Origin of the sequence: Klebsiella sp. YJ (assembly GCF_002108615.1) — a bacterium.
In the GTDB taxonomy this organism is placed as follows: domain Bacteria; phylum Pseudomonadota; class Gammaproteobacteria; order Enterobacterales; family Enterobacteriaceae; genus Klebsiella; species Klebsiella planticola.
On record NZ_MTEG01000047.1, the window covers coordinates 1 to 21,110 of the forward strand.

At 54.0% G+C, this 21,110-nt stretch carries 16 protein-coding genes, 6 pseudogenes and 1 riboswitch; of the genes and pseudogenes, 14 read left to right on the plus strand and 8 right to left on the minus strand.

What is annotated here, in order from left to right; genetic code table 11:
* Positions 1-105 precede the first annotated feature (105 nt).
* The 3 genes and pseudogenes from arsC to BV390_RS28370 form a co-directional block, all read right to left on the minus strand.
* Positions 106-507 (minus strand): annotated as a pseudogene (arsC, locus tag BV390_RS28360) (glutaredoxin-dependent arsenate reductase); the annotation flags it as partial.
* A 49-nt stretch (positions 508-556) separates the two neighbouring features.
* The gene (locus tag BV390_RS28365) at positions 557-1,840 is read right to left on the minus strand and encodes an arsenic transporter (protein ID WP_001549887.1); all 1,284 of its coding nucleotides are present in this window, start codon (positions 1,838-1,840) and stop codon (positions 557-559) included.
* Between the two features lie 95 nt (positions 1,841-1,935).
* Complete coding sequence (locus BV390_RS28370; protein ID WP_001549886.1) at positions 1,936-2,289, minus strand: metalloregulator ArsR/SmtB family transcription factor; 354 nt, start codon at positions 2,287-2,289, stop codon at positions 1,936-1,938.
* A gap of 483 nt (positions 2,290-2,772) precedes the next feature.
* Here BV390_RS28370 and BV390_RS28375 point away from each other — a divergent pair, with 483 nt between their 5' ends.
* Both BV390_RS28375 and BV390_RS28380 read left to right on the plus strand, forming a co-directional pair.
* Positions 2,773-4,251, plus strand: coding sequence for a SulP family inorganic anion transporter (locus BV390_RS28375; protein WP_001549885.1), 1,479 nt, complete (start codon positions 2,773-2,775; stop codon positions 4,249-4,251).
* Between the two features lie 18 nt (positions 4,252-4,269).
* A complete protein-coding gene (locus tag BV390_RS28380) occupies positions 4,270-5,097 on the plus strand; it encodes a universal stress protein (protein ID WP_004118529.1) in 828 nt (275 codons plus the stop codon).
* Positions 5,098-5,168: 71 nt separating this feature from the next.
* On the opposite strand, the gene BV390_RS28385 is transcribed toward BV390_RS28380, so the two are convergent.
* Positions 5,169-6,365, minus strand: coding sequence for an MFS transporter (locus BV390_RS28385; protein ID WP_001549953.1), 1,197 nt, complete (start codon positions 6,363-6,365; stop codon positions 5,169-5,171).
* A gap of 380 nt (positions 6,366-6,745) precedes the next feature.
* Positions 6,746-6,816: riboswitch (Fluoride riboswitch) on the plus strand.
* Positions 6,817-6,893: 77 nt separating this feature from the next.
* On the opposite strand from BV390_RS28385, the gene crcB reads away from it, so the two are divergent.
* Positions 6,894-7,268 carry a fluoride efflux transporter CrcB gene (crcB, locus tag BV390_RS28390; protein WP_004118534.1) on the plus strand — a complete coding sequence of 125 codons (375 nt, stop codon included), beginning with the start codon at positions 6,894-6,896 and terminating at the stop codon, positions 7,266-7,268.
* Positions 7,269-7,542: 274 nt separating this feature from the next.
* Positions 7,543-8,691: a Na+/H+ antiporter NhaA gene (gene nhaA / locus BV390_RS28395; RefSeq protein WP_011977829.1), complete on the plus strand. Its 1,149-nt coding sequence runs from the start codon at positions 7,543-7,545 to the stop codon at positions 8,689-8,691.
* Between the two features lie 353 nt (positions 8,692-9,044).
* On the opposite strand, the gene BV390_RS28400 is transcribed toward nhaA, so the two are convergent.
* Together BV390_RS28400 and BV390_RS28405 are read right to left on the minus strand one after the other, a co-directional pair.
* Positions 9,045-9,377 carry a DMT family transporter gene (locus BV390_RS28400; RefSeq protein ID WP_004118538.1) on the minus strand — a complete coding sequence of 111 codons (333 nt, stop codon included), beginning with the start codon at positions 9,375-9,377 and terminating at the stop codon, positions 9,045-9,047.
* A 131-nt stretch (positions 9,378-9,508) separates the two neighbouring features.
* On the minus strand, positions 9,509-10,066 hold the full coding sequence (locus tag BV390_RS28405; protein ID WP_004118540.1) for a recombinase family protein: 558 nt from the start codon (positions 10,064-10,066) through the stop codon (positions 9,509-9,511).
* A gap of 160 nt (positions 10,067-10,226) precedes the next feature.
* Between BV390_RS28405 and BV390_RS28410 the strand changes: the two genes are divergently transcribed.
* The 6 genes and pseudogenes from BV390_RS28410 (at position 10,227) to BV390_RS28435 (ending at position 16,060) form a co-directional block, all read left to right on the plus strand.
* Positions 10,227-13,235: a Tn3 family transposase gene (locus BV390_RS28410; RefSeq protein ID WP_004118541.1), complete on the plus strand. Its 3,009-nt coding sequence runs from the start codon at positions 10,227-10,229 to the stop codon at positions 13,233-13,235.
* Between the two features lie 33 nt (positions 13,236-13,268).
* A pseudogene (locus BV390_RS32010) lies at positions 13,269-13,607 on the plus strand (hypothetical protein); the annotation flags it as partial.
* Positions 13,608-13,760: 153 nt separating this feature from the next.
* Positions 13,761-14,345: a hypothetical protein gene (locus BV390_RS28420; RefSeq protein ID WP_064406706.1), complete on the plus strand. Its 585-nt coding sequence runs from the start codon at positions 13,761-13,763 to the stop codon at positions 14,343-14,345.
* 132 nt (positions 14,346-14,477) lie between these two features.
* Positions 14,478-15,077 carry a DUF2726 domain-containing protein gene (locus BV390_RS28425; RefSeq protein WP_063923534.1) on the plus strand — a complete coding sequence of 200 codons (600 nt, stop codon included), beginning with the start codon at positions 14,478-14,480 and terminating at the stop codon, positions 15,075-15,077.
* A gap of 6 nt (positions 15,078-15,083) precedes the next feature.
* A complete protein-coding gene (locus tag BV390_RS28430) occupies positions 15,084-15,650 on the plus strand; it encodes a phospholipase D family nuclease (RefSeq protein WP_051800686.1) in 567 nt (188 codons plus the stop codon).
* A gap of 140 nt (positions 15,651-15,790) precedes the next feature.
* Positions 15,791-16,060 (plus strand): replication regulatory protein RepA, encoded by a 270-nt coding sequence (locus BV390_RS28435; RefSeq protein ID WP_040118434.1) that lies wholly within the window; start codon positions 15,791-15,793, stop codon positions 16,058-16,060.
* 23 nt (positions 16,061-16,083) lie between these two features.
* Here BV390_RS28435 and BV390_RS32015 read toward each other — a convergent pair.
* Positions 16,084-16,197 (minus strand): annotated as a pseudogene (locus tag BV390_RS32015) (replication protein RepA).
* Positions 16,198-16,275: 78 nt separating this feature from the next.
* Between BV390_RS32015 and tap the strand changes: the two are divergent.
* From tap to BV390_RS28460, 3 genes and pseudogenes are all read left to right on the plus strand, one after another.
* Positions 16,276-16,347 (plus strand): RepA leader peptide Tap, encoded by a 72-nt coding sequence (gene tap / locus BV390_RS28445; RefSeq protein ID WP_073554103.1) that lies wholly within the window; start codon positions 16,276-16,278, stop codon positions 16,345-16,347.
* A complete protein-coding gene (repA, locus tag BV390_RS28450) occupies positions 16,340-17,212 on the plus strand; it encodes an incFII family plasmid replication initiator RepA (protein ID WP_072046527.1) in 873 nt (290 codons plus the stop codon). Before tap ends, repA begins: the two co-directional genes overlap by 8 nt.
* 2,053 nt (positions 17,213-19,265) lie before the next feature.
* Positions 19,266-19,514 (plus strand): annotated as a pseudogene (locus tag BV390_RS28460) (transposase); the annotation flags it as partial.
* A 9-nt stretch (positions 19,515-19,523) separates the two neighbouring features.
* Here the strand turns inward: BV390_RS28460 and BV390_RS28465 are convergent.
* Positions 19,524-20,676 (minus strand): annotated as a pseudogene (locus BV390_RS28465) (IS30 family transposase).
* A 63-nt stretch (positions 20,677-20,739) separates the two neighbouring features.
* On the opposite strand from BV390_RS28465, the pseudogene BV390_RS28475 reads away from it, so the two are divergent.
* Positions 20,740-21,003 (plus strand): annotated as a pseudogene (locus BV390_RS28475) (IS3 family transposase); the annotation flags it as partial.
* Positions 21,004-21,110 lie beyond the last annotated feature (107 nt).

Sequence of the window (21,110 nt, forward strand, 5' to 3'; positions counted from 1 at the left end):
AAATCCCATTCAGACGCCGGATAGATTCAAGCAAGCCAACTTGTCGTCAAAATCGGTGTTGCAAAAACGGGAGTGACCATAGATTCCGTTTTCTGAGACGACCCCATCAATGACGGCTTCGCCGTCCTCTTTGGTAAACGCGCCCTGCTGCGGGTCCGGCAGTATGTCCAGAACCACTTCGGAGGGACGGCACAGCTTCGTGCCGAGCGGTGTCACTACCACCGGGCGATTAATGAGGATCGGATGAGCCAGCATGGCATCGAGCAGTTCGTCATTGCTGAAGCGGTCTTCTGCCAGGCCGAGCTGTTCGTACGGTTCGGTATTTTTGCGCAGCAGGTCGCGCACGCCGATGCCCATATCCGCAATCAGCTTCTTCAGCTCATCGCGTGACGGCGGCGTTTCCAGATACAGAATAACCGTGGGTTCGGCGCCGCTGTTACGGATAAGCGCCAGGGTATTGCGGGATGTCCCGCAGGCCGGGTTGTGGTAAATGGTAATGTCAGTCATAAGCGGTACTCCGTAAAGGGGCTGCACGGGCGCAGCCCCGGGGTTAAAGTTAAACAGACAGGCGCAGGGCCAGCGCGGCCAGCGTGACAAAAAGCACCGGCAGGGTCATCACGATGCCCACGCGGAAGTAATAGCCCCAGCTGATGGTGATGTTTTTCTGTGCCAGCACGTGCAGCCACAGCAGGGTTGCGAGGCTGCCGATAGGGGTTATTTTCGGGCCGAGGTCACAGCCGATGACGTTGGCGTAAATCATCGCCTGCTTCACCACGCCCTGTGCGCTACTACCGTCAATCGACAACGCGCCAACCAGCACGGTGGGCATGTTGTTCATGACGGACGAGAGTGCCGCCGTCAGGAAGCCGGTGCCGAGCGTTGCGCCCCATACGCCGTGCTCTGCAAACCGGTTCAGGGCGGCGGAAAGGTAATCAGTCAGTCCGGCGTTACGCAGTCCGTATACCACCAGATACATGCCCAGCGAAAAGATAACGATCTGCCAGGGCGCGCCTTTCAGCACCCTGCCGGCGTCAATCACGTGTCCTTTGCGGGCAACCAGCCAGAGAATAAACGCCGCCACCGCCGCCACCAGGCTGACCGGCACGCCGAGCGGCTCCAGAGCAAAAAAGCCAACCAGCAGAAGAACCAAAACCACCCAGCCAGCCTTAAAGGTTCGTGCATCCCGGATGGCTTCCCGCGGTGCCTTCAGCTTCGCCAGGTCATAGGTGACCGGGATGTCCCTGCGGAAAAAGAGATGAAGCATCACCAGCGTGGCCGCAATGGAGGCAATGTTCACCGGCACCATGACGGATGCGTACTCGCTGAAGCCCAGCGTAAAGAAGTCAGCCGTTACGATGTTCACCAGGTTCGATACGATGAGCGGCAGGCTGGAGGTGTCAGCGATAAAGCCCGCTGCCATCACAAACGCCAGCGTGGAGCCGGGAGTGAATCCCAGCGCCAGCAGCATGGCAATAACGATCGGCGTCAGAATTAGCGCGGCTCCGTCATTGGCAAACAGCGCCGCCACTGCGGCACCCAGCAGAACGATATACGTGAACAGCAGCCGGCCCCTGCCGCCTCCCCAGCGGGAAACGTGCAGCGCGGCCCACTCAAAAAAGCCGGACTCATCGAGCAGCAGGCTGATAATGATGACCGCAATGAACGTGCCCGTGGCGTTCCAGACAATCTGCCAGACCACCGGAATATCACCGATGTGCACCACGCCGGTCAGCAGCGCCAGCGCCGCACCGATGACGGCACTCCAGCCAATGCTCAGCCCCTTCGGCTGCCAGATGACCAGTACCAGCGTCAGGATGAAAATCGCACCTGCCAGAAACATACCCGCTCCTATTGAATACAAATGCCTGTTAAACCGGACTGATAAATTTTCGATGCGTAATATATTCGATAATCCAGATATATACCGGTAAATTTTTAAATGCAGACAGGCTTGCCGTTGGTGGTGGCGTTATCGCGTTCAGCCTGCCGGCTGAGCTGGCGGATATCATCCCGCTGGCAGAGATAAGCCTGTTCGATAACCGCCGCTGCCCACGCCGGCATATGAGGCGACAGACGATAGTGGATCCATTTTCCGTCCCGCCGGTCGGTAAGCAGCCCGTTTTCTCTCAGCAGAGCCAGATGCCGTGAGATTTTGGGCTGAGTTTCTTTCAGCACGGACGTAAGTTCACAGACGCAGAGCTCCCCTTTTTCGCGTAGCAGCAGCACGAGGCTGAGTCGGGTTTCGTCGGAAAGGCTTTTAAAAAGCTGCAGGGGGGACACGGGTGGCATGGTGACTCCTTATTGTGACTGACCTGAGTGTACCTGTGAAACTTTCTCCGTCAAATTTATATTCACTTAATCATATGTATGTGCGAACGCCGGACGAGCCTGAGCATGCAGAAGGACTTTCCGTCCGGATGCGCCTGACCGGCATTCCATGAACAGCGTTTTTGCCCTGCGCGTTGACCCCGTTAACAATTCGTGTAGAGTAAAAAGCGCTTTTTGCCGTGGTTCATCTGCCCGGCGGGCATTTGTGGCCGGTACTGAACGTCTGTTCATCCGGTCTTTCTGATTACCCGCGCTGCTCTGTCAGCCGTGAAGGAGTGATAAACACCACCATGCGTCTTACGCCACCCTGAGTCGTACCCCTCCTCTGTCGCACTGAATAAACTTCGGCGCGCACTCAAAAACATCCCGTCTGCGGATGTGCTTTTTCGTACGTAAAATTTTTGCCCTCACGGGCTGACCGTAATCAAAAACTGAGAAATGACTATGCTGCTGTCCTCGACGCGTAAGGACTGGCTGGGTAACGTCCGTGGTGACGTCCTTGCCGGTATTGTGGTCGCGCTCGCGCTTATTCCCGAAGCGATCGCCTTTTCCATCATCGCCGGAGTCGACCCGCAGGTCGGGCTCTACTCTGCGTTCTGTATTCCCCTGGTTATGGCCTTCCTCGGCGGCCGTCCGGCAATGATATCGTCCGCCACCGGTGCGATGGCGCTGCTGCTGATCACGCTTGTAAAAGACCACGGCCTGCAGTATCTGCTGGCGGCCTCGGCGCTGACCGGCGTACTGCAGCTGGCGGCCGGCTACCTGAAGCTGGGCAGCCTGATGCGCTACGTCTCCCGCTCGGTGGTCACCGGTTTCGTGAACGCGCTGGCCATCCTGATATTTATGGCGCAGCTGCCGGAGCTGACCAACGTCACCTGGCACGTTTATGCCCTGACCGCTGCGGGCCTGGGCATCATTTATCTCTTCCCGTATCTGAACAAAACCATTCCCTCGCCGCTGGTCTGCATCATCGTGCTGACCGCCATTTCCATGTGGCTGCACCTGGACGTGCGCACCGTGGGTGACATGGGCAAACTGCCGGACAGCCTGCCGGTGTTTCTGATCCCGGATATCCCGCTTAACCTCGACACGCTGATGATTATTCTGCCGTACTCGGCAGGACTTGCCGTGGTGGGGCTGCTGGAGTCGATGATGACCGCCACCATCGTGGACGACATGACCGACACGCCGAGCGATAAAAACCGCGAGTGCAAGGCGCAGGGCGTGGCCAACATCTGCACCTCCTTTATCGGCGGCATGGCGGGCTGCGCGATGATTGGCCAGTCGGTGATCAACGTCAAATCGGGCGGGCGCGGGCGGCTTTCCACGCTCACCGCCGGCGTGGTGCTGCTGCTGATGGTGGTGTTCCTGCGCGACTGGGTGTCCCGGATACCCATGGCGGCTCTGGTGGCGGTGATGATCATGGTCTCCATCGGCACCTTCTCCTGGCGCTCCATCAGCAACCTGCGCAGCCATCCGCTGTCAACCAGCGTGGTGATGCTGGCCACCGTGGTGGTGGTGGTGGCGACCGATAACCTGGCGTTTGGCGTGCTCACCGGCGTGCTGATTGCCTCGCTGAACTTCGCCACCAAGGTCGCCCGCTTTATGGCGGTCTCCTCTGAGCTGAAGGACGACACCCGCACCTATACCGTAGCCGGCCAGGTATTCTTTGCCTCATCCGATCGCTTTATGAGCCACTTCGACTTCCGTGAAGCGGTGGAGCGCGTGGTGATTGACGTAACGCACGCCCACTTCTGGGATATCACCTCCGTGAGCGCGCTGGACCGGGTGGTTATCAAGTTCCGTCGCGAAGGCACGGAAGTGGAGATCAAGGGTATGAATGACGCGACCCGCACCCTCGTTGACCGCTTCGGAGTGCATGACAAGCCTGAAGAAGTGGAAAAGCTGATGGGTGGCCATTAATTTACTGGAGAAAGCATCATGAATAACACCGTTATTGCCTGCGTTGACGGCTCGCCGTCAACCCGGCCGGTCTGTGAGTATGCTGCCTGGGCAGCCGGTAAACTTGGCGCGCCGCTGGCGCTGCTGCACGTGCTCGAAAAGAGTGAGACTCCCGCCGTGTCTGACCTGACCGGGAGCATTGGTATTGACAGCCGGGAGCAGCTGACCGAAGCGCTGGTCCGCGTCGAGGGTGAGCGCAGCCGGCTGCTGATGGCGCAGGGCAAGGCCGTGCTGGCCGGCTGTGCGGAGCTCCTGAAGCAGACCGGACAGCCGGACGCACAGCTGCTGCAAAAGCACGGCGCACTGGACGAAATCCTGGCGGAGCTGGGCGAAGTCCGGCTGATGGTGCTGGGGCGCCGCGGGACGCAGAATCAGGTAGGCAGCCATCTGGAAAGCGTCATTCGCCTGCAGAAAAACCCGGTGCTGATTGTGCCGGAGACGTTTACGCCGCCGGCGCGGGTGATGTTTGCGTACGACGGCAGCAGTGAGAGCCGTAAAAACCTGACGCGCCTGACGGTCAGCCCGCTGCTGCACGGCCTGAGCTGTCATATCGTGATGGTCAACGGTGACATGTCAGCCCTGCAGGATGCGCAGGCTGTTCTTCAGGAAGCCGGTATCACGACCGAGACACGCCTGCTGGAAGACGAGTCCGTAACCGGGGCGCTGTGCCGCTACGCGGACGCCCATGATATCGACCTCACGGTAATGGGGGCCTGCGGGCACTCCCGGTTACGGCGATTCTTTATTGGCAGCCACACCACGGAAATGCTGTCTGAAAGCCGTCAGCCCCTGCTGATGCTGCGATGAAACAGGCGGGCCTGATATCAGGCCCGCCTTCACAGGGGAAAGAGGATGACGGGTATGAAGGTAAAGGCGCGTTATTGCGGCGCATCCGTCCTGATACCGGTGGCCAGCAGGCTGGCGCCAAGAATGTAGACCAGGCAGAACAGGGCCTGAAGATGCAGGGTGACATGGTTATCTATCAGCACGCCCATGATTACCGGGGATGCCCCGCTGGCAATCACCGTCCCTGCCTCAACCGCCGAGCGCACCCTGGCCAGCTGCGCCGGACCAAACAGCTGTACCCAGAGCGCGGTGGCAAGCGTTGAGGCAATGGCCGACGATACGCCGGTCATAATCAGGTAAAAAGGCGTCACCCACTGACCGTTGCTGAGCCATAGCGCCAGCATGGCCAGGGCCTGTGGCATCAGAAACCACGGCAGCAGCCTGCGTGGTGAGAGCCGGTCAATCAGCGGGCCAAACGACAGCAGCGATACCGCCTGGGTAATGGCATAGGCAATAAACCATACCGCCACCCACGACAGCTCCCAGCCTTTCTCCTGTGCCAGCCTCGCCTGGTGGAAGAAGAAGCCGGTGGTGATAAAGGGGGAGGCCAGCACGACAGGCAGCGCCAGCAGCAGGTTGCGGTTTCGCCATACCGGCGCCTCTTTTTCTTTCTCCTCACCCCGCTTTCTGAACGTACGCAGCGGCTTCTCTTTCCCGCGGGGCAAAAACATCAGCGCGACCCCCACGCCGGCAACAAGCATTCCGGCATTGATGCCCCAGGCAGCGCGCCATCCCGTCAGCGCGCTTATCTGCACCGCAATCACAGGAAAAACGGCCTGCGCCAGCGAGAGCCCCAGCGCGATGGCGCCGAGCGCCTTGCCTGCATCAAGGGGGAACTGGCGCGCCGTTGCGGTCAGCGCAGTATGCACCATCAGTCCCTGGCCGCCGAGGCGCAGAAAGTAAAACCCGATGCACAGCATCCACGCCGCCTGTGCGCCGGAAACCAGCAGGCAGGCCGTGAGCAGCAAAAGGGTGACCGCCAGCGTGAAGCGGCGGGTCGTGGTGTAGTCAATCAGCCGTCCGGCCCAGGTCAGCGTGATGGCGCTCATCACCGTTCCGATTGCGTACAGGCCGCCCAGTCCGCCGTCGGTGAGCCCAAAGGCCTCACGAAAATCCTGCCCGTAAAGTGAGACAAAATAGGTCTGTCCAAAGCTGGACATGGCCATCAGCATCGCACCGAACGTAAGGTGAGAGGCGTGATGAAACATAAACCGAAAAAGCTGACGCATGAATATCCCTGAAGGCGGGCTGCAGCCCGCCGATTAATCACGACGTGTCCGTACCGGCTGCTGCGGACACGGCGCCTGCGTCCCTGAAGCAGGTACACGCGGGTTCACCGTGAAAGGTGGCAGTCCCGTAACGGATATGAGAGAACGGTACCCGGCGCGGACTGGCTGTCGCGGCAGGCTCTCTGATAAAGGACGGGCGAAGAGAAACTCAGGGTGGCGTAATGTGCATGACTCACAGTCAGATATAAAATGCTGCCGAAACGATAATTTTTAATGCTCTTCAGGTCAAGCCTGAAAACGGGCTCCTCATGCCCGCCGCAGGGGGAGTCGCACAAAAACAGTGGATAGCCGCTTGATTAACGCCCGTGACCGGGCCAGAATTGCGGCGAGGTGATGGCGTTCCACCTTACCCAACCGCTTCCCCTGAGAAGCTGATGACGCCTGATATTACTCCCCTTTAACCGGGAGTATGTCAGGCCGCCCCGTATCATCAGCCTGCATACTCCCTCTGACACAGAGGTAAACCCCGTGAAATCTTATCTGGCCATTATCATTGGTGGATCCGCTGGCTGCCTGATCCGCTGGCTGCTTGGCGCACGCCTGAACAGCCTGTTTCCTGACCTGCCACCGGGCACGCTGGTAGTGAACCTTGCGGGCGGATTTATCATTGGTGCGTCGCTGGCCTGGTTCATGCGCCATCCTGACCTGGATCCGGCCTGGCGATTACTTGTTATCACCGGGCTGTGCGGTGGGCTGACCACGTTTTCCACGTTTTCCCTGGAAATATTCTCACAGCTGCAGTCCGGTAATTATTTCTGGGCGTTTACTTCACTGCTGGTACACGTAACCGGCTCCATTCTGATGACTGCCCTGGGTTTTTTTGTCGTCACATGGCTGCTGTGAGCGTGTGGCTGATGACGGATAAAAATGCCCCTGCCTGCGGCAGCTTTACAGGGCTTTACCTCTTCCGCCTGAAGCGGGCCGGACGTTATGATAAAATTAACGTCACGCTAATTCGTTAATTTATCAGCAATTAATTATCGTATTTTTTATATCTTCAGCGTAGCTCAGCCGGCTTATCCTCTGATAACCAGCGGTTGTATATCAGGGGAAGGCCTGTTTTTTTTGAATAAAGGGAGGGAGTGTGTCAGAAATCCCAGACAGAAATAAAAAGAGGATGTCAGAAGTGCCATCTGCATTTTTCAGCTCGCCCGCAGCCGGCGGCATCGTGCTCATCATCGCCTCAGCAGCCGCTATCATCGTGGCTAACTCTCCGCTCAGGGAGGGATATGAGGTATTCCTGAAATACAACGCCGCCGGCCTCTCCGTTGAGCACTGGATAAACGACGCCCTGATGGCCGTGTTCTTCATGATGGTCGGCCTGGAAATCAAGCGCGAGCTTCTCACCGGTCAGCTTGCCACCTGGGGCCAGCGCGCGCTGCCGGGATTTGCCGCGCTGGGCGGGATGGCCGTGCCTGCGGCCATTTACGTATGGTTTAATGCGGGCAGCGATGAAACCCTCGCTGGCTGGGCAATTCCTGCCGCCACGGACATTGCCTTTGCGCTCGGGGTACTGGCACTGCTGGGCAGTCGCGTACCTGCCTCGCTGAAAATTTTCCTGTCGGCGCTGGCTATTCTGGACGACATGGGCGCAGTGGCTATTATTGCGCTCTTCTATACCAGTAATATTTCGTTTCTGATGCTGGCCGGTGCGGCGGTCACGGTTGCTCTGCTGTTTATCATGAACCGTGCCGGGATTACCCGGCTGTTTCCCTATCTGCTGGCGGGGGGCGTGCTGTGGTTTTTCATGCTTCAGTCCGGGGTGCACGCCACCATCGCGGGTATCCTGCTGGCGCTCTTTATCCCGCTGCGGGTAACCGATCCGGATAAACAATCCCCTCTTGCCCGGCTGGAGCACGGCATCAATCCGTGGGTGACGTTTCTGATACTGCCGCTGTTTGGCTTCGCAAATGCGGGGGTCGCGCTCTCCGGTATGACGGCTGATGACCTGATGTCGCCGGTACCGGTCGGCGTTGCGCTGGGCCTGTTTGTTGGCAAGCAGGCGGGCATTTTCGGCCTGTCGCTGCTGGCCGTCAGCCTGGGCCTGGCAAAACGGCCTGAAAAAAGTACCTGGCTGCAGGTTTACGGCGTATCGGTCCTGTGCGGAATAGGGTTTACCATGAGCCTGTTTATCGGCAACCTGGCGTTTGCAGAAAGCCCCCTGTTGGTGGACGAGGTCAAGGTGGGGGTACTTGCCGGCTCTGTACTGGCAGCACTGGCGGGTATGCTGATACTGCGCTTTTCTCCTTCGCATCCTTCCCGGTAACGCATTCGGGTCCGGAAAATCCCCGTGATGACGGGGATTTTTATTTCCCTGCAAACTTATTAATCAACAGGGCCACCTTCATTACCGTCGGCATTTATTCAGGTGCTTATCATCACACTGGTGCCCGCATTTATAGTTTGCCGAAAAAATTCGCACCGTTAATCATGCAGGTACAAACAAAAAGCAGTCTTTTTGTCAATCATGGCAACTTTTCCTGGCCGCCCCCGGTTATGTCGGTTCTCTCGCCTGTTATTAATGTAGCGGGTAATGTCCCATTTCAAAAAGGGGAAAGGGAGAGGCATGCTGATGTCTAAAATCAGAATGCCCCCGGAGTTCTGTTTATGGATGAGAACCTACAGCTGCTTGTGTCCTGCCAGAATTTTCAGGCCAATGATACCCGCCAGAATCAGTCCGAAACAGGCAATGCGTAACAGGCCCTTATCTTCATTTAAGTAAATTATTCCGTACGCTGCTGTCCCTAAAGCACCAATCCCGACCCAGACCGCATAAGCGGTTCCTACAGGAATAGTCCGTGTTGCCAGGGACAAAAAGTACATGCTCACACCGATAAATGTCAGGCAAAAAATACTGGGGTAGATCCGGGTAAATCCCTCAGTCCGGAGCATTGACGCGGCATAAAAGACTTCGGCTATGCCGGCAATCACCAGATACATCCATCCATTCATAAAACTCCTTTAACGGCTCATCAAAACCAGCAATATTGTGGGCAATGTTAACTCTGTTTTTAAGCAGGGGATCATCAGCATCAACCGCGAAACCCTTTCCGGCACAGGAAAAAATCGCTGCCTGCGTCGGGTTAACTGCCTGGGCCCAGTTTTTTTAACCTGAAATAGGTGGCCCTGGATATGCCGGTTTTCTCCATCACCAGTTTAATGGGCGTTTCGTGCCGGATAAGCTCCAGTGCGGCGGCCGATTTGTGATGAGGTTTCCGTCCAAACCTGACGCCTGCCGCCATGGCGATGACCCGGCCTTCGTTTGTGCGCTCCAGGATCCGCTCCCGCTCAGCTTCAGCAACGGCAGCAAGGATCTGAATGACCATTTTACCCATCGTGCCTTCAGTACTCAGTCCATTCTCCAGAAACCGGATGGCTATTCCCTTTTTATAGCAGGCATCAACAATGTGGATCATATCCGCTGTGTTGCGGCCAAGCCGGTCCATTTTGGTACACATGATAATGTCATCTTTTTCGGCACGGGCAAGCAGCCGTTGTAACCCTTCACGTTCGTCCGTGGCGCCCGACATCATGTCAGTAAAAATCCGGTCATCTCTGACGCCTGAAGATTTCAGCTCCATGATCTGCGCCGTCAGTTTCTGATGGCTCGTTGATACCCTTGCATATCCCAGTAATGCCATATTGGTCTCACAAATCGATACTGATACTGCGTAGTATCATAAAGCATAAAACACGATTTTTGATACTCATGTAAGCACGCACTTTAAAAGGTCTCAAAACTTATAATATCTGAGACTATCAAAATTTGAGCAGAGCGATACCCTTACGAAAGGATGCGGGATGAGTGACGGTTTTCTGACCAGTGAACAGACCGAAAACTACGGACGGTATGCCGCCGAGCCTAACGAGGTTCAGCTGGCCCGGTATTTTCATCTTGATGAACGCGATCTTGTTTTTATTAATCAGCGCCGGGGGAAACATAACCGATTTGGGATTGCCCTTCAGCTAACCACGGCCCGTTTTCTGGGAACCTTCCAGACCGATCCCTTGCAAATACCTCCCGGCGTCCGAAATTACGTTGCATTACAGCTGAACATTCATCGCCCTGAGATCATGGCCCGATACGCCCAGAGAGAGAATACCCGTTGGGAGCATCAAAGGCTGATCAGGCAACACTCTGACTACCATGATTTTGGCGATTTCCCCTGGTCGTTCAGACTGAAACGTCTGCTTTATATCCGCACATGGCTCAGTAACGAGCGCCCCGGTCTGATGTTCGATTTTGCCACGGCATGGTTGCTCCAGAATAAAGTATTGTTGCCCGCAGCCTCAGCGCTGACGAGGCTCATTGGCGAAATTCGTGAGCGGGCAAGCAGGCGTTTGTGGCGCAGACTGGCTGCATTACCTGACAGCTGGCAGACTGAGCAACTGGCCGGTCTGCTTGTCATACCGGAAGGACAGCGGGTTTCCGTGATGGAGCAGATACGAAAAGGGCCCGTCAACGTCAGTGGTCCGGCCTTTACTGACGCACTTCAGCGCTACACACGCCTGCGCAGCCTGGAGTTTTCCCGGCTGAATTTTGCCGGGCTGCCTGCAATTCAACTCCGCAACCTGGCTCGTTATGCTGGCATGGCTTCGGTAAAATATATCGCCAGAATGCCGGAGGAACGGCGGCTGGCCATCCTGACCGCGTTTGTTAAAGCACAGGAAATTTTGGCACTCGATGAGGCTGTCGATGTTCTGGATCTGCTGATCCTCAATATCACGCGTTCAGCGAAGCAAACCGGGCAGAAAAAACGGCTCAGAACGCTCAAAGATCTTGATCGCGCGGCGCTACTTCTGGCACATGCATGTACGCTTTTACTGGATGATAAAATGGATGACGCAGCGCTGCGTCAGACTATTTTCAGCCACGTACCAAAGAACCGGCTGGCGGAATCCGTAGGTAAAGTCAATGAGCTTGCCCGCCCGCAGGACACAAATTTCCAGGATGAAATGGTCGAGCAATATGGACGGGTTAAGCGCTTTCTGCCAGCGATGCTGCGTGATTTACATTTTCAGTCTGCCCCTGCCGGCGAAAATACGCTATCGGCCATACATTACCTGGCCGAACTGAGTGGTTCGAAAAAACGCCTCCTGGAGAATGCGCCTGAGCAGATCATTACAGGTCCCTGGAAACGTCTGGTGTACGACTCCGAAGGCCGGATACAGCGTGCAGGATACTCATTGTGCCTGCTGGAACGCCTTCAGGATTCGCTGCGTCGCCGCGATATCTGGCTGGAGAACAGCGATCGCTGGGGCGATCCGCGTCAGAAGTTTCTTCAGGGGAAAGAATGGCAGGCTCAGCGGATCGCCGTATGCCGGGCGCTTGGACACCCCACCGATGGTGGAAATGCCGTTAAACAGCTGGCAACCGAACTGGACGAAACCTGGAAAACGGTGGCCTCACGCTTTGAGCTGAATGCTGCCGTGAGCATCTGTCATCAGGGTAAATATCCGTCCCTGACCATCAGCAGTCTGGAAAAACTGGAAGAACCGCAGCCGCTGATTCTTCTGAACAGCCGCGTCAGGCAGCTGGTCCCCCCTGTTGATCTGACAGAGCTGCTGCTTGAAATTGACGCCCGGACTGGTTTTACCCGCGAATTCACTCATGTGAGTGAGTCTGAAGCCCGTGCTCAGGATCTTAACATCAGCCTGTGTGCCGTACTGCTCGCTGAAGCCTGCAATATCGGACATGAACCGCTGATCAAACACAGTATTCCGGCACTGACCCGCCACCGTCTGAGCTGGGTAAAACAAAACTACATTCGGGCTGAAACGCTGGTCAGCGCTAATGCCCGGTTGGTCGATTTTCAGTCCACGCTGGAACTGTCTGAGCGCTGGGGCGGCGGAGAAGTGGCTTCTGCAGATGGGATGCGCTTTGTCACTCCTGTAAAAACGCTGAACTCTGGCCCTAACAGAAAATACTTTGGCTCAGGGCGTGGGATCACCTGGTACAATTTTGTTTCTGACCAGTATTCCGGCTTTCACGGCATCGTTATCCCCGGTACGTTGCGTGACTCTATCTTTGTGCTGGAAGGGCTTCTGGAGCAGCAGACGGGGCTGAATCCGGTGGAGATTATGACGGACACTGGAGGGTCCAGCGACATTATCTTTGGCCTGTTCTGGCTGCTGGGCTACCAGTTTTCGCCCCGCCTGGCAGATGCCGGTGAGGCGGTATTTTGGCGTGCAGATAAAAATGCGAACTACGGGGTACTGGATGAGCTGGCGCGGGGATGCGTTGAACTGTCAAAGATAGAAACCCAATGGGATGAAATGATGAGGGTTTCCGGTTCTCTGAAGCTGGGTACAGTCCACGCCTCAGAACTTGTGGGCTCGCTTTTAAAAAGTTCCCGTCCGTCAGGGCTGGCGCAGGCGATTATGGAGGTGGGACGGGTCAACAAGACGCTGTACCTCCTCAACTACATTGATGATGAAGAATATCGTCGCAGGATACTGACTCAGCTTAACCGGGGAGAAGGCCGTCACGCCGTGGCAAGGGCGATCTGTTACGGCCAACGTGGTGAGATTAGAAAACGTTACCGTGAGGGGCAGGAGGATCAACTGGGTGCGCTGGGGCTTGTCACTAACGCAGTTGTATTGTGGAACACGCTTTATATGCAGGAAGCGCTATCACATTTGCGCAGCGCTGGTGAGATCCCGGAAGACGAGCATATCTCACGCCTGTCGCCACTGATGTACGGTCATATCAACATGCTGGGACATTATACGTTCACGCTGCCGGAAAATATTCTGAAGGGAGAGTTGAGGCCATTAAATTTCAATTCAAACAATGAATTATTGCCTTAACGTGGTTTTTTACACGATTGAACCTCGAACCCCTATCACCAGCAGATGCGTGACCTTATCGACCTGGTGGTCCGGCTTGTCTCCCGGGGATGCCTTTATGCGCCAGCAGCGATACTGGCAGGTGCGGGTCTTCTGGTGTGGGGATTTCCGCAGGACGGTATCCGTCTGGTGACCGCCCTGCGAACTATGCCCGCAACAGAGCTTGTGCAGCTGGCCGGCATCGTCCTTCACTACGTGCTGTTGATTTCCGCCATATCGGTCCTGATTGCTGACCTCGTGGCTGGTCAGGGGGTGCCGAACAGATACCGACGTGCGTTGCTGGATCGGTTGCCGGCAGATGCCTGGTGCATCAGAAGAGGGACTGAGCGTTGACGGGACTGCGCATCAGACTCATCGGGAGCGATTGCCGGCGACGCCTGAATCCCGTTCAGCCGTGGAAATACCGTTATAAACAGAACTGACAAGAGCTGGCTCGTTACGCTTGTTATTCAATTAAAAGAATTGACCAATTAAAAAGGTGAACTAATGAAGCTTGATGCTGTGAAGACTGTTCGCGATTTAATGCGCTATTGTCATATGCCCGTATGGTGTCAGCGTGAAGTCAGAGATATGAGGGTCGGTGACATCTATTTTTTAGGGAAATATAAAGAGGTGATGTTTTCCGGGGAACTAAATGAAGACGTCGATTTTGTAGGGGAGGCATGGATCGAAAAGGAGAGAGGGATATACAAATACCATGCGACATGGACGATACCAGTAAAACCCTCCCGGGCTTTTGTCATGACTTCGGGGCAATTTAAATTACTGAAAGGTGGTGTCGTGGATTTCAACGGTGACTTTTCATCGTTTCGTTCATTTGCTCTGGTTTCACGCTATCTCAATCGACTGGTGATGAAAATGAGCAATGAAGAACGGCATGAATTCTATAAAGTCGGTTCCAGGCCACTTTTTCGTGGCATTTGTATTGATAAGGAGTCAATAAGCCGAAGGCCGCACTATATCAAAGACGGAGAAGTTTTACGTCGTGTCTGGCTAAATTACAGCAATCAATTACCGATGCATCCCCTGCAGGCTATTGTGACAGCGGCAATAGCGCTGAAACAAATTTAAGGAAATTCATATGCGGTTTTTTATTGCAGCAAAGAAATCTCCGGGGAAAATTCTTTCAGAAGGGCTGAGTGGAATGCTGAACAGAGTAAAGAAACACATATGGATTGATATGGTTATAAAGCGAGGCCCGGAATGGCAAAAATATTAATGATGACGGGCGCCATCGTCATAGTACTGGGTCTGCTGGGTTTTCTTGTTTTGCTTGTGAAGGGACGAACAACGGGGAAGACCTCTCCGGTACTGCAGGCACTGAAAGCGGCGGGTATTCGCACCACCGAGGCGGAACAGCGACTGTGTCGTCAGCGGGCCTGGGTGAGCAATGACATGCTGATGACGCCACGGGAACAGCATTTTTACCGGGCGTTGCTGAAGCACACCGACCAGAAACGCTGGCTTCTGTGCCCGCAGGTGCGGGTGGCGGATATCGCCAGCCTGGCACCTCATATCCGGCCTCGCTCCCGGACCTGGTGGCAGCTGTTCCGGATGGCCTCACAGTGGCACTGCGATGTGGTGGTGGTGGATATCACGACCTTTGCCATTGTGGCCGCTGTCGAACTGGATGATGCCTCGCACCTGAAAAAACATCGGGTACGCCGGGATATTCTGCTGGAAGAGGTACTTCGCCAGGCCGGCATTCCGCTGTTGCGGGAGCGGGATTCAGAGAAACTGGTCAGGTGTGTGAGGGATTTTCTGAAGCACCGACACGACATCACTGAATGTCATCAGGAGTGAAATCGTATGAGTATAGAAAAAAGAACGACCCGTCAAACCCCAGCCAGCCGGTGGTGGTTGCCCGGACTGCTCAGTCTGGCGCTTTACACGCCAGTGCCGGCAGTCAACGCCGCGTCCATCGAGACCGGCTTTTCCCCGGAAGGAACGGCCCTGCAGCTGGTCCTGAAGACCATCGATTCAGCGCAGCAGGAAATCCGCCTGATGGGATACTCCTTCACGTCGCCGGAGGTGACTCGCTCGCTTATTGCGGCAAAACGGCGTGGAGTGGATATCAGGGTAGTACTGGACCAGAAGGCGAATACCGGGAAAGCCAGCGTGGCCGCCATGAACGTGCTGGTCAGCGCGGGTATCCCTGTCCGCACCGTCGACGTATATACGATCCTTCATGACAAAGTGATCGTCGCAGACAAACGCAATACCGAGGTCGGCTCTTTCAATTTCAGTCGGGCTGCGGACCGTTCGAATTCAGAGAATGTGCTGGTCGTGTGGGATGACCCGGTTGTCGCCCACAGTTACCTGAACCACTGGGCATCCCGCTGGGCACAGGGAACGGACTGGCAGAGTACGTACTGAAAATCGTTACGTTTTTTAACCTGAACTTCGCGCCAACGGAGATTAGGTTATATAACAAAAAATAACATAGCCACTCGCCGCATCAGGCCAGCTGTAGTATCTTTGTTCAGGTATTTAGTTAAATGCTTGAGGAGGCAGAGATGTCACAGGCCATAAACGCAGTTACTTCCTCATCTAAACGCCCCTACAGAAAAGGGAAACCACTTTCTGCTGCAGAACGGCAGCAGAAGGCTGTTGCGCGTAAAAAAACGACGCACAAAGAGGTGAGGGTGTTTGTGCGCGATTCACTTAAAAATCAGCTTCAAATCATGTGTGAGAGTGAAGGAATTACTCAGGCAGAAATGATTGAAAGGCTTATTGAAATGGAGTCCGCGAAGCTTGGAATTGATGTAACGACGTCACATTCTTGATCCATCCGGCTTTGAGTGCTAGATTACTGATCGTTTAGAGATTTCTGGCTGGCCACGCCGCAAGGTGGCAGGGAACTGGTTCGGATGGGGAATTTACCTGGAACCAGAAAAGCAAAAACCCCGATAATCTTCTTCATTCTTGGCGGAGCGAAAAGATTAACGGGGCCTTTCAAAACTGCATAGAAGCTGTTGCTCTATGCAGGGAGTATAGATTCATGCTCAGAAAAGTTCAAGACCTTCTGTGCCCACTCCTTCCGTGCAACATAAGCGCAGGAAGCGGTGGCTGACCAGAATTCAGAAAACTCATTTCATTACGTTCAGGTTAAAAATGCCGAGCCGCGTTTTATGGCGCGTGAAGGCAAAAAGACACTGCCGTTCTGTCGTAAGCTGATGGCCAAAGCCGAAGGCTTCACCGCTACCTTTGATTTTTCAATCCATGTTGCTTTTGCCCGCTCACTGGGTAAGCGCCGCCGCATGCCTCCTATACTGCGTCGACGTGCAATTGACGCGCTCCTGCAGGCAATGTGCTTCCATTATGATCCGCTGGCCAATCGCGTGCAGCGCTCGATTACCAATATGGCCATCGAGTGCGGGCTGGCCACGGAATCCGCAAGTGGCAATCTCTCTATCTCGCGGGCGACCCGTGCGCTGCGCTTTATGTCCGAGTTGGGCCTGATCACCTACACCACGGAATATGACCCGCAGATTGGCTGTAACATCCCGACCGACATGACGTTCACGCCGGCTCTTTTTCAGGCTCTGGATGTGTCAGATGTCGCTGTCGTGGCCGCGCGTCGTAGCCGTGTGGAGTGGGAAAACAAACAGCGTAAAAAGCAGAGCCTGCCACAACTGGAAATGGACGAGCTGATCGCTAAATCCTGGCGTTTTGTACGCGAGCGTTTTCGTAGCTACCAGGCTGAGCGTAAATCACATGGCCAGAAGCGAGCGACAGCTCGCCGGGATGCTTCACGCCAGCGTAAGGATATAGAGACGCGCGTTCGTCAGCAGCTGACCCGTGAATATGCCACCGGCCGCTTCAGAGGCGATCATGACGCGCTGAAGCGTGAGGTGGAGCGACGTGTGACGGAACGAATGCTGATATCCCGGGGCAATAACTATACCCGCCTGGCGCCGTACCCCGAGCCCATATAAACCTCCCACTTTTTTATCCGGCCGACGCCGGAGACTTTCGCTCGCCCGTCTTCTGCAGTTGCCTGATTTCTGACCATTCCTGTAACAGCCACCACGGCCACCTCCTGATTTTTCCTTTTCGTGGATGAAATTTCAGGTCTCCGGCCCCGGTTTTTTGACCGGATTTTACTTATACACATTTAACTGCAAGGGAACTATTCACAAGGCTACACCCGACACGTTTCCTGGGTGCCCGTCGAAAGAATTACAGACCGCATGGTTCCCTTTAAATACCTGCTCTGTACTTCTTTTAAAGATCTGAATCTCTTTCATCTCAAAGGAAAACCTGTTCGCCGTCTGTCCTGTGGACAGTCTCAATGAGGCCTTCGCTGGCAGCGGTCGCAAACGCCCGCGCCGCTCAGAATCGAGAAGTACCTCCCGCCGGCAAGCGGCGGGCACAGCACCAGCAAGCACTTTAGTTACAGCATTCAATTAACCATTTAAACAAACCTCCGGCGCCGTCCTGCAACACTGAGCCCCTCTCAGACCACTATTCAGTTCCGTGCACAGCGGTAACTACATAACTCATCCCACCACTGAAAAGCGCCGCCGCCCCCGGCCGAAGGCCGGGGAACACCATCGCTTTTAATGATGGGTGTTGTAACTACAGGTTGGTCATCGCTGTGGGTAGTGCTGCGGTGAGGTCCGGGGTACACGCTCGTAAGCGGCCCTACGGCCCGCTAACGCGGAGATACGCCACGACTGCGGCTAACGCCTTGTCGTGACCACTCCGACCGCGTACAGCAGCTCCTGAAGCGTTATCGGTGGGTATGGCTTATCAGGGCGGGGATGGGGATTGGCAGAACCTATCAAACTGTAGCCGGCTACGCCGGGCTTCGGCGCCCCTTACCGCCATAACCTGATTTAATTCTAGCTGGCGCCTACATGCCACTTTGCGGTATAAATACATCTGAGCTTGCAGTTTTTTTTAGAAATCCGGGGTAAACTATATAGATACCTGCATGCGTCAACATTCAGAAATGTGTCAGGTGATTAGCAGTATCGTTTTGCTCTTGTGATAACACCCTGCGCAAAAACATTATCGTGTTTCGCGGCGAGCTTGCAGAAACCTGAAAACGGAACCAGGTTCATTATCTAGCGCTAGCCTTTGGTTGTAGCTGGCAACCTCAGGAAAGTAGCTCTCGTTGCCACTTTGAGCAAGCGACTTACTATCCTGAACGCAATGGTAAGAAGCAATTAATTCAAGTTGAAGCTGTTTTATCACCAATAAATATTAGAGCAAGGGTGTTGCATGATATTATGAGGTGAGATATTTAACTTATGGAATTCCAGATGAGGAATATTGATGTGAGTGTGACTACTAGTAACGATGTAGAAAGTTATCTATACCTTGTACTCAGTATGTGGCCAGTGTTGATAATTCTGTGTATCGGAATGTCTCTGGCATTTTATGGCGTGCTAATGCGTAAAACTGCAATTACTTTAATCATCCTTGCAATTATTATCGGAGCACTGGGCTGGACATATACTTAGCTATATAAATTTATTCATCAGAAAAAAGAGGCGTTTACCAGGCAGATACGTTTGAAAATCCCAACCTGTACATTCCTAATGAATCACGAGCGGATGCGGATATTTTCCAAGACATCAAGGAGATAATCCACGTATTCATTCATGCTGTTGAATGCCAGTAAATATACAATAATAAAGCCTCAGTGATCATCAGTGTGCCGAGGTATTCGACCATAAAACAGCTGGGCTATGGGGTCAGTTCAGTTGTAGCCGCCTACAGGACGATTTACCTAGTGTGCTGCATCAACCGTCTAAACTCAAAACTCTAAACGGACATAACTATATGCCATACATGAAAATATCATCACCTGGTAAGGCGATATGAATAACCATTCCCGGTCAATTCGGGAAAATTGACCGGTGATTGAGTGCAGGGAAAATAAAATCTGTATTGTGAACGTCGAATATTTTGTAGTGTGAATCGCCACAGGTTTAACAGACACCTCGGAGTCATTTAAGATTAATTAAAAGAGAGGTGCCCATGAGCGGTAAACGTTATCCCGAAGAGTTTAAAATTGAATAGGTAAAGCAGGTTGTTGAGCGAGGCCATTCTGTTTCCAGCGTCGCAACACGTCTCGATATCACTACTGACAGTCTTTACGCCTGAATAAAGAGGTACGGACCGGACTCTTCCACCAACAAAGAACAGTCAGATGCTCAGGCTGAGAGCCGCCGACTCCAGAAGGAGCTGAAGCGGGTTACTGACGAACGGGACATATTAAAAAAAGCCGCTGTAGATTCAATCTGTCAACGCAACAACCCTTTCGATTATCTCTTTCGGTGTTTTGAACTTCAGTGTCTTTCTCGGTCTGTTGTTTAGCTGAGCTGCAACCTGATCCAGCTCATGTTGAGTATATTGGGCAAGGCATGTCTTTTTGGGAAAGTACTGTCGGATTAGCCCATTAGTGTTTTCGTTTGTTCCCCGCTGCCAGGGACTCTGAGGATCGCAGAAGTAAACTTTAACCCCTGTGCTGCCAGTAAATTCCAGATGCCTGGCCAACTCCATTCCTCTGTCCCATGTCAGTGATTGCCGGAGTTCAGGCGGCAAGCTCAAGAATTTATCTGTAAGAGCCTGATTCACCGAGGTGGCATCTTTGCCATTAAGTCTCAGGATGATCGTATAACGTGATTTTCGGTCTACAAGTGTGGCTATATGAGAGTTTTTTGTACCCGATACTAAATCGCCATCCCAGTGACCAAGAGAGCGCCTGTTATAGATATGCCGGGAATGTTCGTGGATTGGCGTTCCGTTCACAATGTTAATCGTGCCTCTTTCACCTTTGCGAGTATGGCGTCTGCCATGCCGGAGGCTATGCGAACGGCGCAGATGCTGTACATTCAGGTGGTGTAGCGCTTCACGACTACGAAAGTACAGCGTCTTATAAATCGTCTCAGGTGATATTCGCAGAGTTTTTTGACGCGGCTTCGTTCGCCTTAACCACCCTGATATTTGCTCTGGAGACCACTTCATCTCCAGCTTTTCCAGAACAAGCTCCCGCAACGGCATATTCTGATCCAGTAAGCACGGTTTTGGTCTTCTGGCCATCCTGTTGGCCCAGTTATTAGCATCAACGGCTTTGTAATAGCCGCCTGCCACGATTACGCTGAACTTCCCGTGAAATCGTCGAAGGGCTACAATTCAGCGCAGTAGCGATCGCACGAATGCTCATTTGGGCTGACAGACCAGCACGTATTTCCTCGCGTTCAGACAAGGTCAGGTGAGCTACAGCCCGCCTGCGTTCAGTGGGTTTTATGCCGCCAGTGTCTCTTAACATAGTGAAGATGGTTCCTGGTTTCGAACCCAGGATATTAGCTATCTCACTGAAGCCTGTTCCGTTCTTCCATAGTTCAAAAACAAATGCTTTTTCTTTTGCTGTAAATGTCCGTCTCATCCAACAATCCTCCGCAATTACATGTTTTCACATGACTGTTGCGTTGACCAATTGAATCTACAGACAGGACAAATCAAACAGTTCTGGCTGGAGTCCGGTTGTGTTTATGGCTATCGCAAGATCCATCTCGACCTGCGAGATAGCGGGCAACAATGCGGGATTAACCGGGTCTGGCGGCTGATGAAGCGTGCCGGGATAAAGGCTCAGGTCGGGTATCGAAGCCCACGAGCGCGTATAGGTGAAGCCAGTATCGTGACACCCAACAAACTCCAGCGGCAGTTCAACCCGGAAGCACCGGATGAACGTTGGGTAACGGACATAACTTACAGTGTGCCCGGAGTTCAGGGCGGGCATGGATGCTTAAATGAACCGCGAGTCTGTCTGGAATATTGAACCGGTAACTCACGATGAGAAACCCAACAATCCCACCGGGT

Excerpts from the sequence above, each read along its gene's own strand:
- BV390_RS28365 (WP_001549887.1), bottom strand. The coding sequence starts at position 1,840 with ATGTTTCTGGCAGGTGCGATTTTCATCCTGACGCTGGTACTGGTCATC.
- BV390_RS28370 (WP_001549886.1), bottom strand. The coding sequence starts at position 2,289 with ATGCCACCCGTGTCCCCCCTGCAGCTTTTTAAAAGCCTTTCCGACGAA.
- BV390_RS28375 (WP_001549885.1), top strand. The coding sequence starts at position 2,773 with ATGCTGCTGTCCTCGACGCGTAAGGACTGGCTGGGTAACGTCCGTGGT.
- BV390_RS28380 (WP_004118529.1), top strand. The coding sequence starts at position 4,270 with ATGAATAACACCGTTATTGCCTGCGTTGACGGCTCGCCGTCAACCCGG.
- BV390_RS28385 (WP_001549953.1), bottom strand. The coding sequence starts at position 6,365 with ATGCGTCAGCTTTTTCGGTTTATGTTTCATCACGCCTCTCACCTTACG.
- nhaA (WP_011977829.1), top strand. The coding sequence starts at position 7,543 with ATGTCAGAAGTGCCATCTGCATTTTTCAGCTCGCCCGCAGCCGGCGGC.
- BV390_RS28400 (WP_004118538.1), bottom strand. The coding sequence starts at position 9,377 with ATGAATGGATGGATGTATCTGGTGATTGCCGGCATAGCCGAAGTCTTT.
- BV390_RS28405 (WP_004118540.1), bottom strand. The coding sequence starts at position 10,066 with ATGGCATTACTGGGATATGCAAGGGTATCAACGAGCCATCAGAAACTG.
- BV390_RS28410 (WP_004118541.1), top strand. The coding sequence starts at position 10,227 with ATGAGTGACGGTTTTCTGACCAGTGAACAGACCGAAAACTACGGACGG.
- BV390_RS28420 (WP_064406706.1), top strand. The coding sequence starts at position 13,761 with ATGAAGCTTGATGCTGTGAAGACTGTTCGCGATTTAATGCGCTATTGT.
- BV390_RS28425 (WP_063923534.1), top strand. The coding sequence starts at position 14,478 with ATGGCAAAAATATTAATGATGACGGGCGCCATCGTCATAGTACTGGGT.
- BV390_RS28430 (WP_051800686.1), top strand. The coding sequence starts at position 15,084 with ATGAGTATAGAAAAAAGAACGACCCGTCAAACCCCAGCCAGCCGGTGG.
- BV390_RS28435 (WP_040118434.1), top strand. The coding sequence starts at position 15,791 with ATGTCACAGGCCATAAACGCAGTTACTTCCTCATCTAAACGCCCCTAC.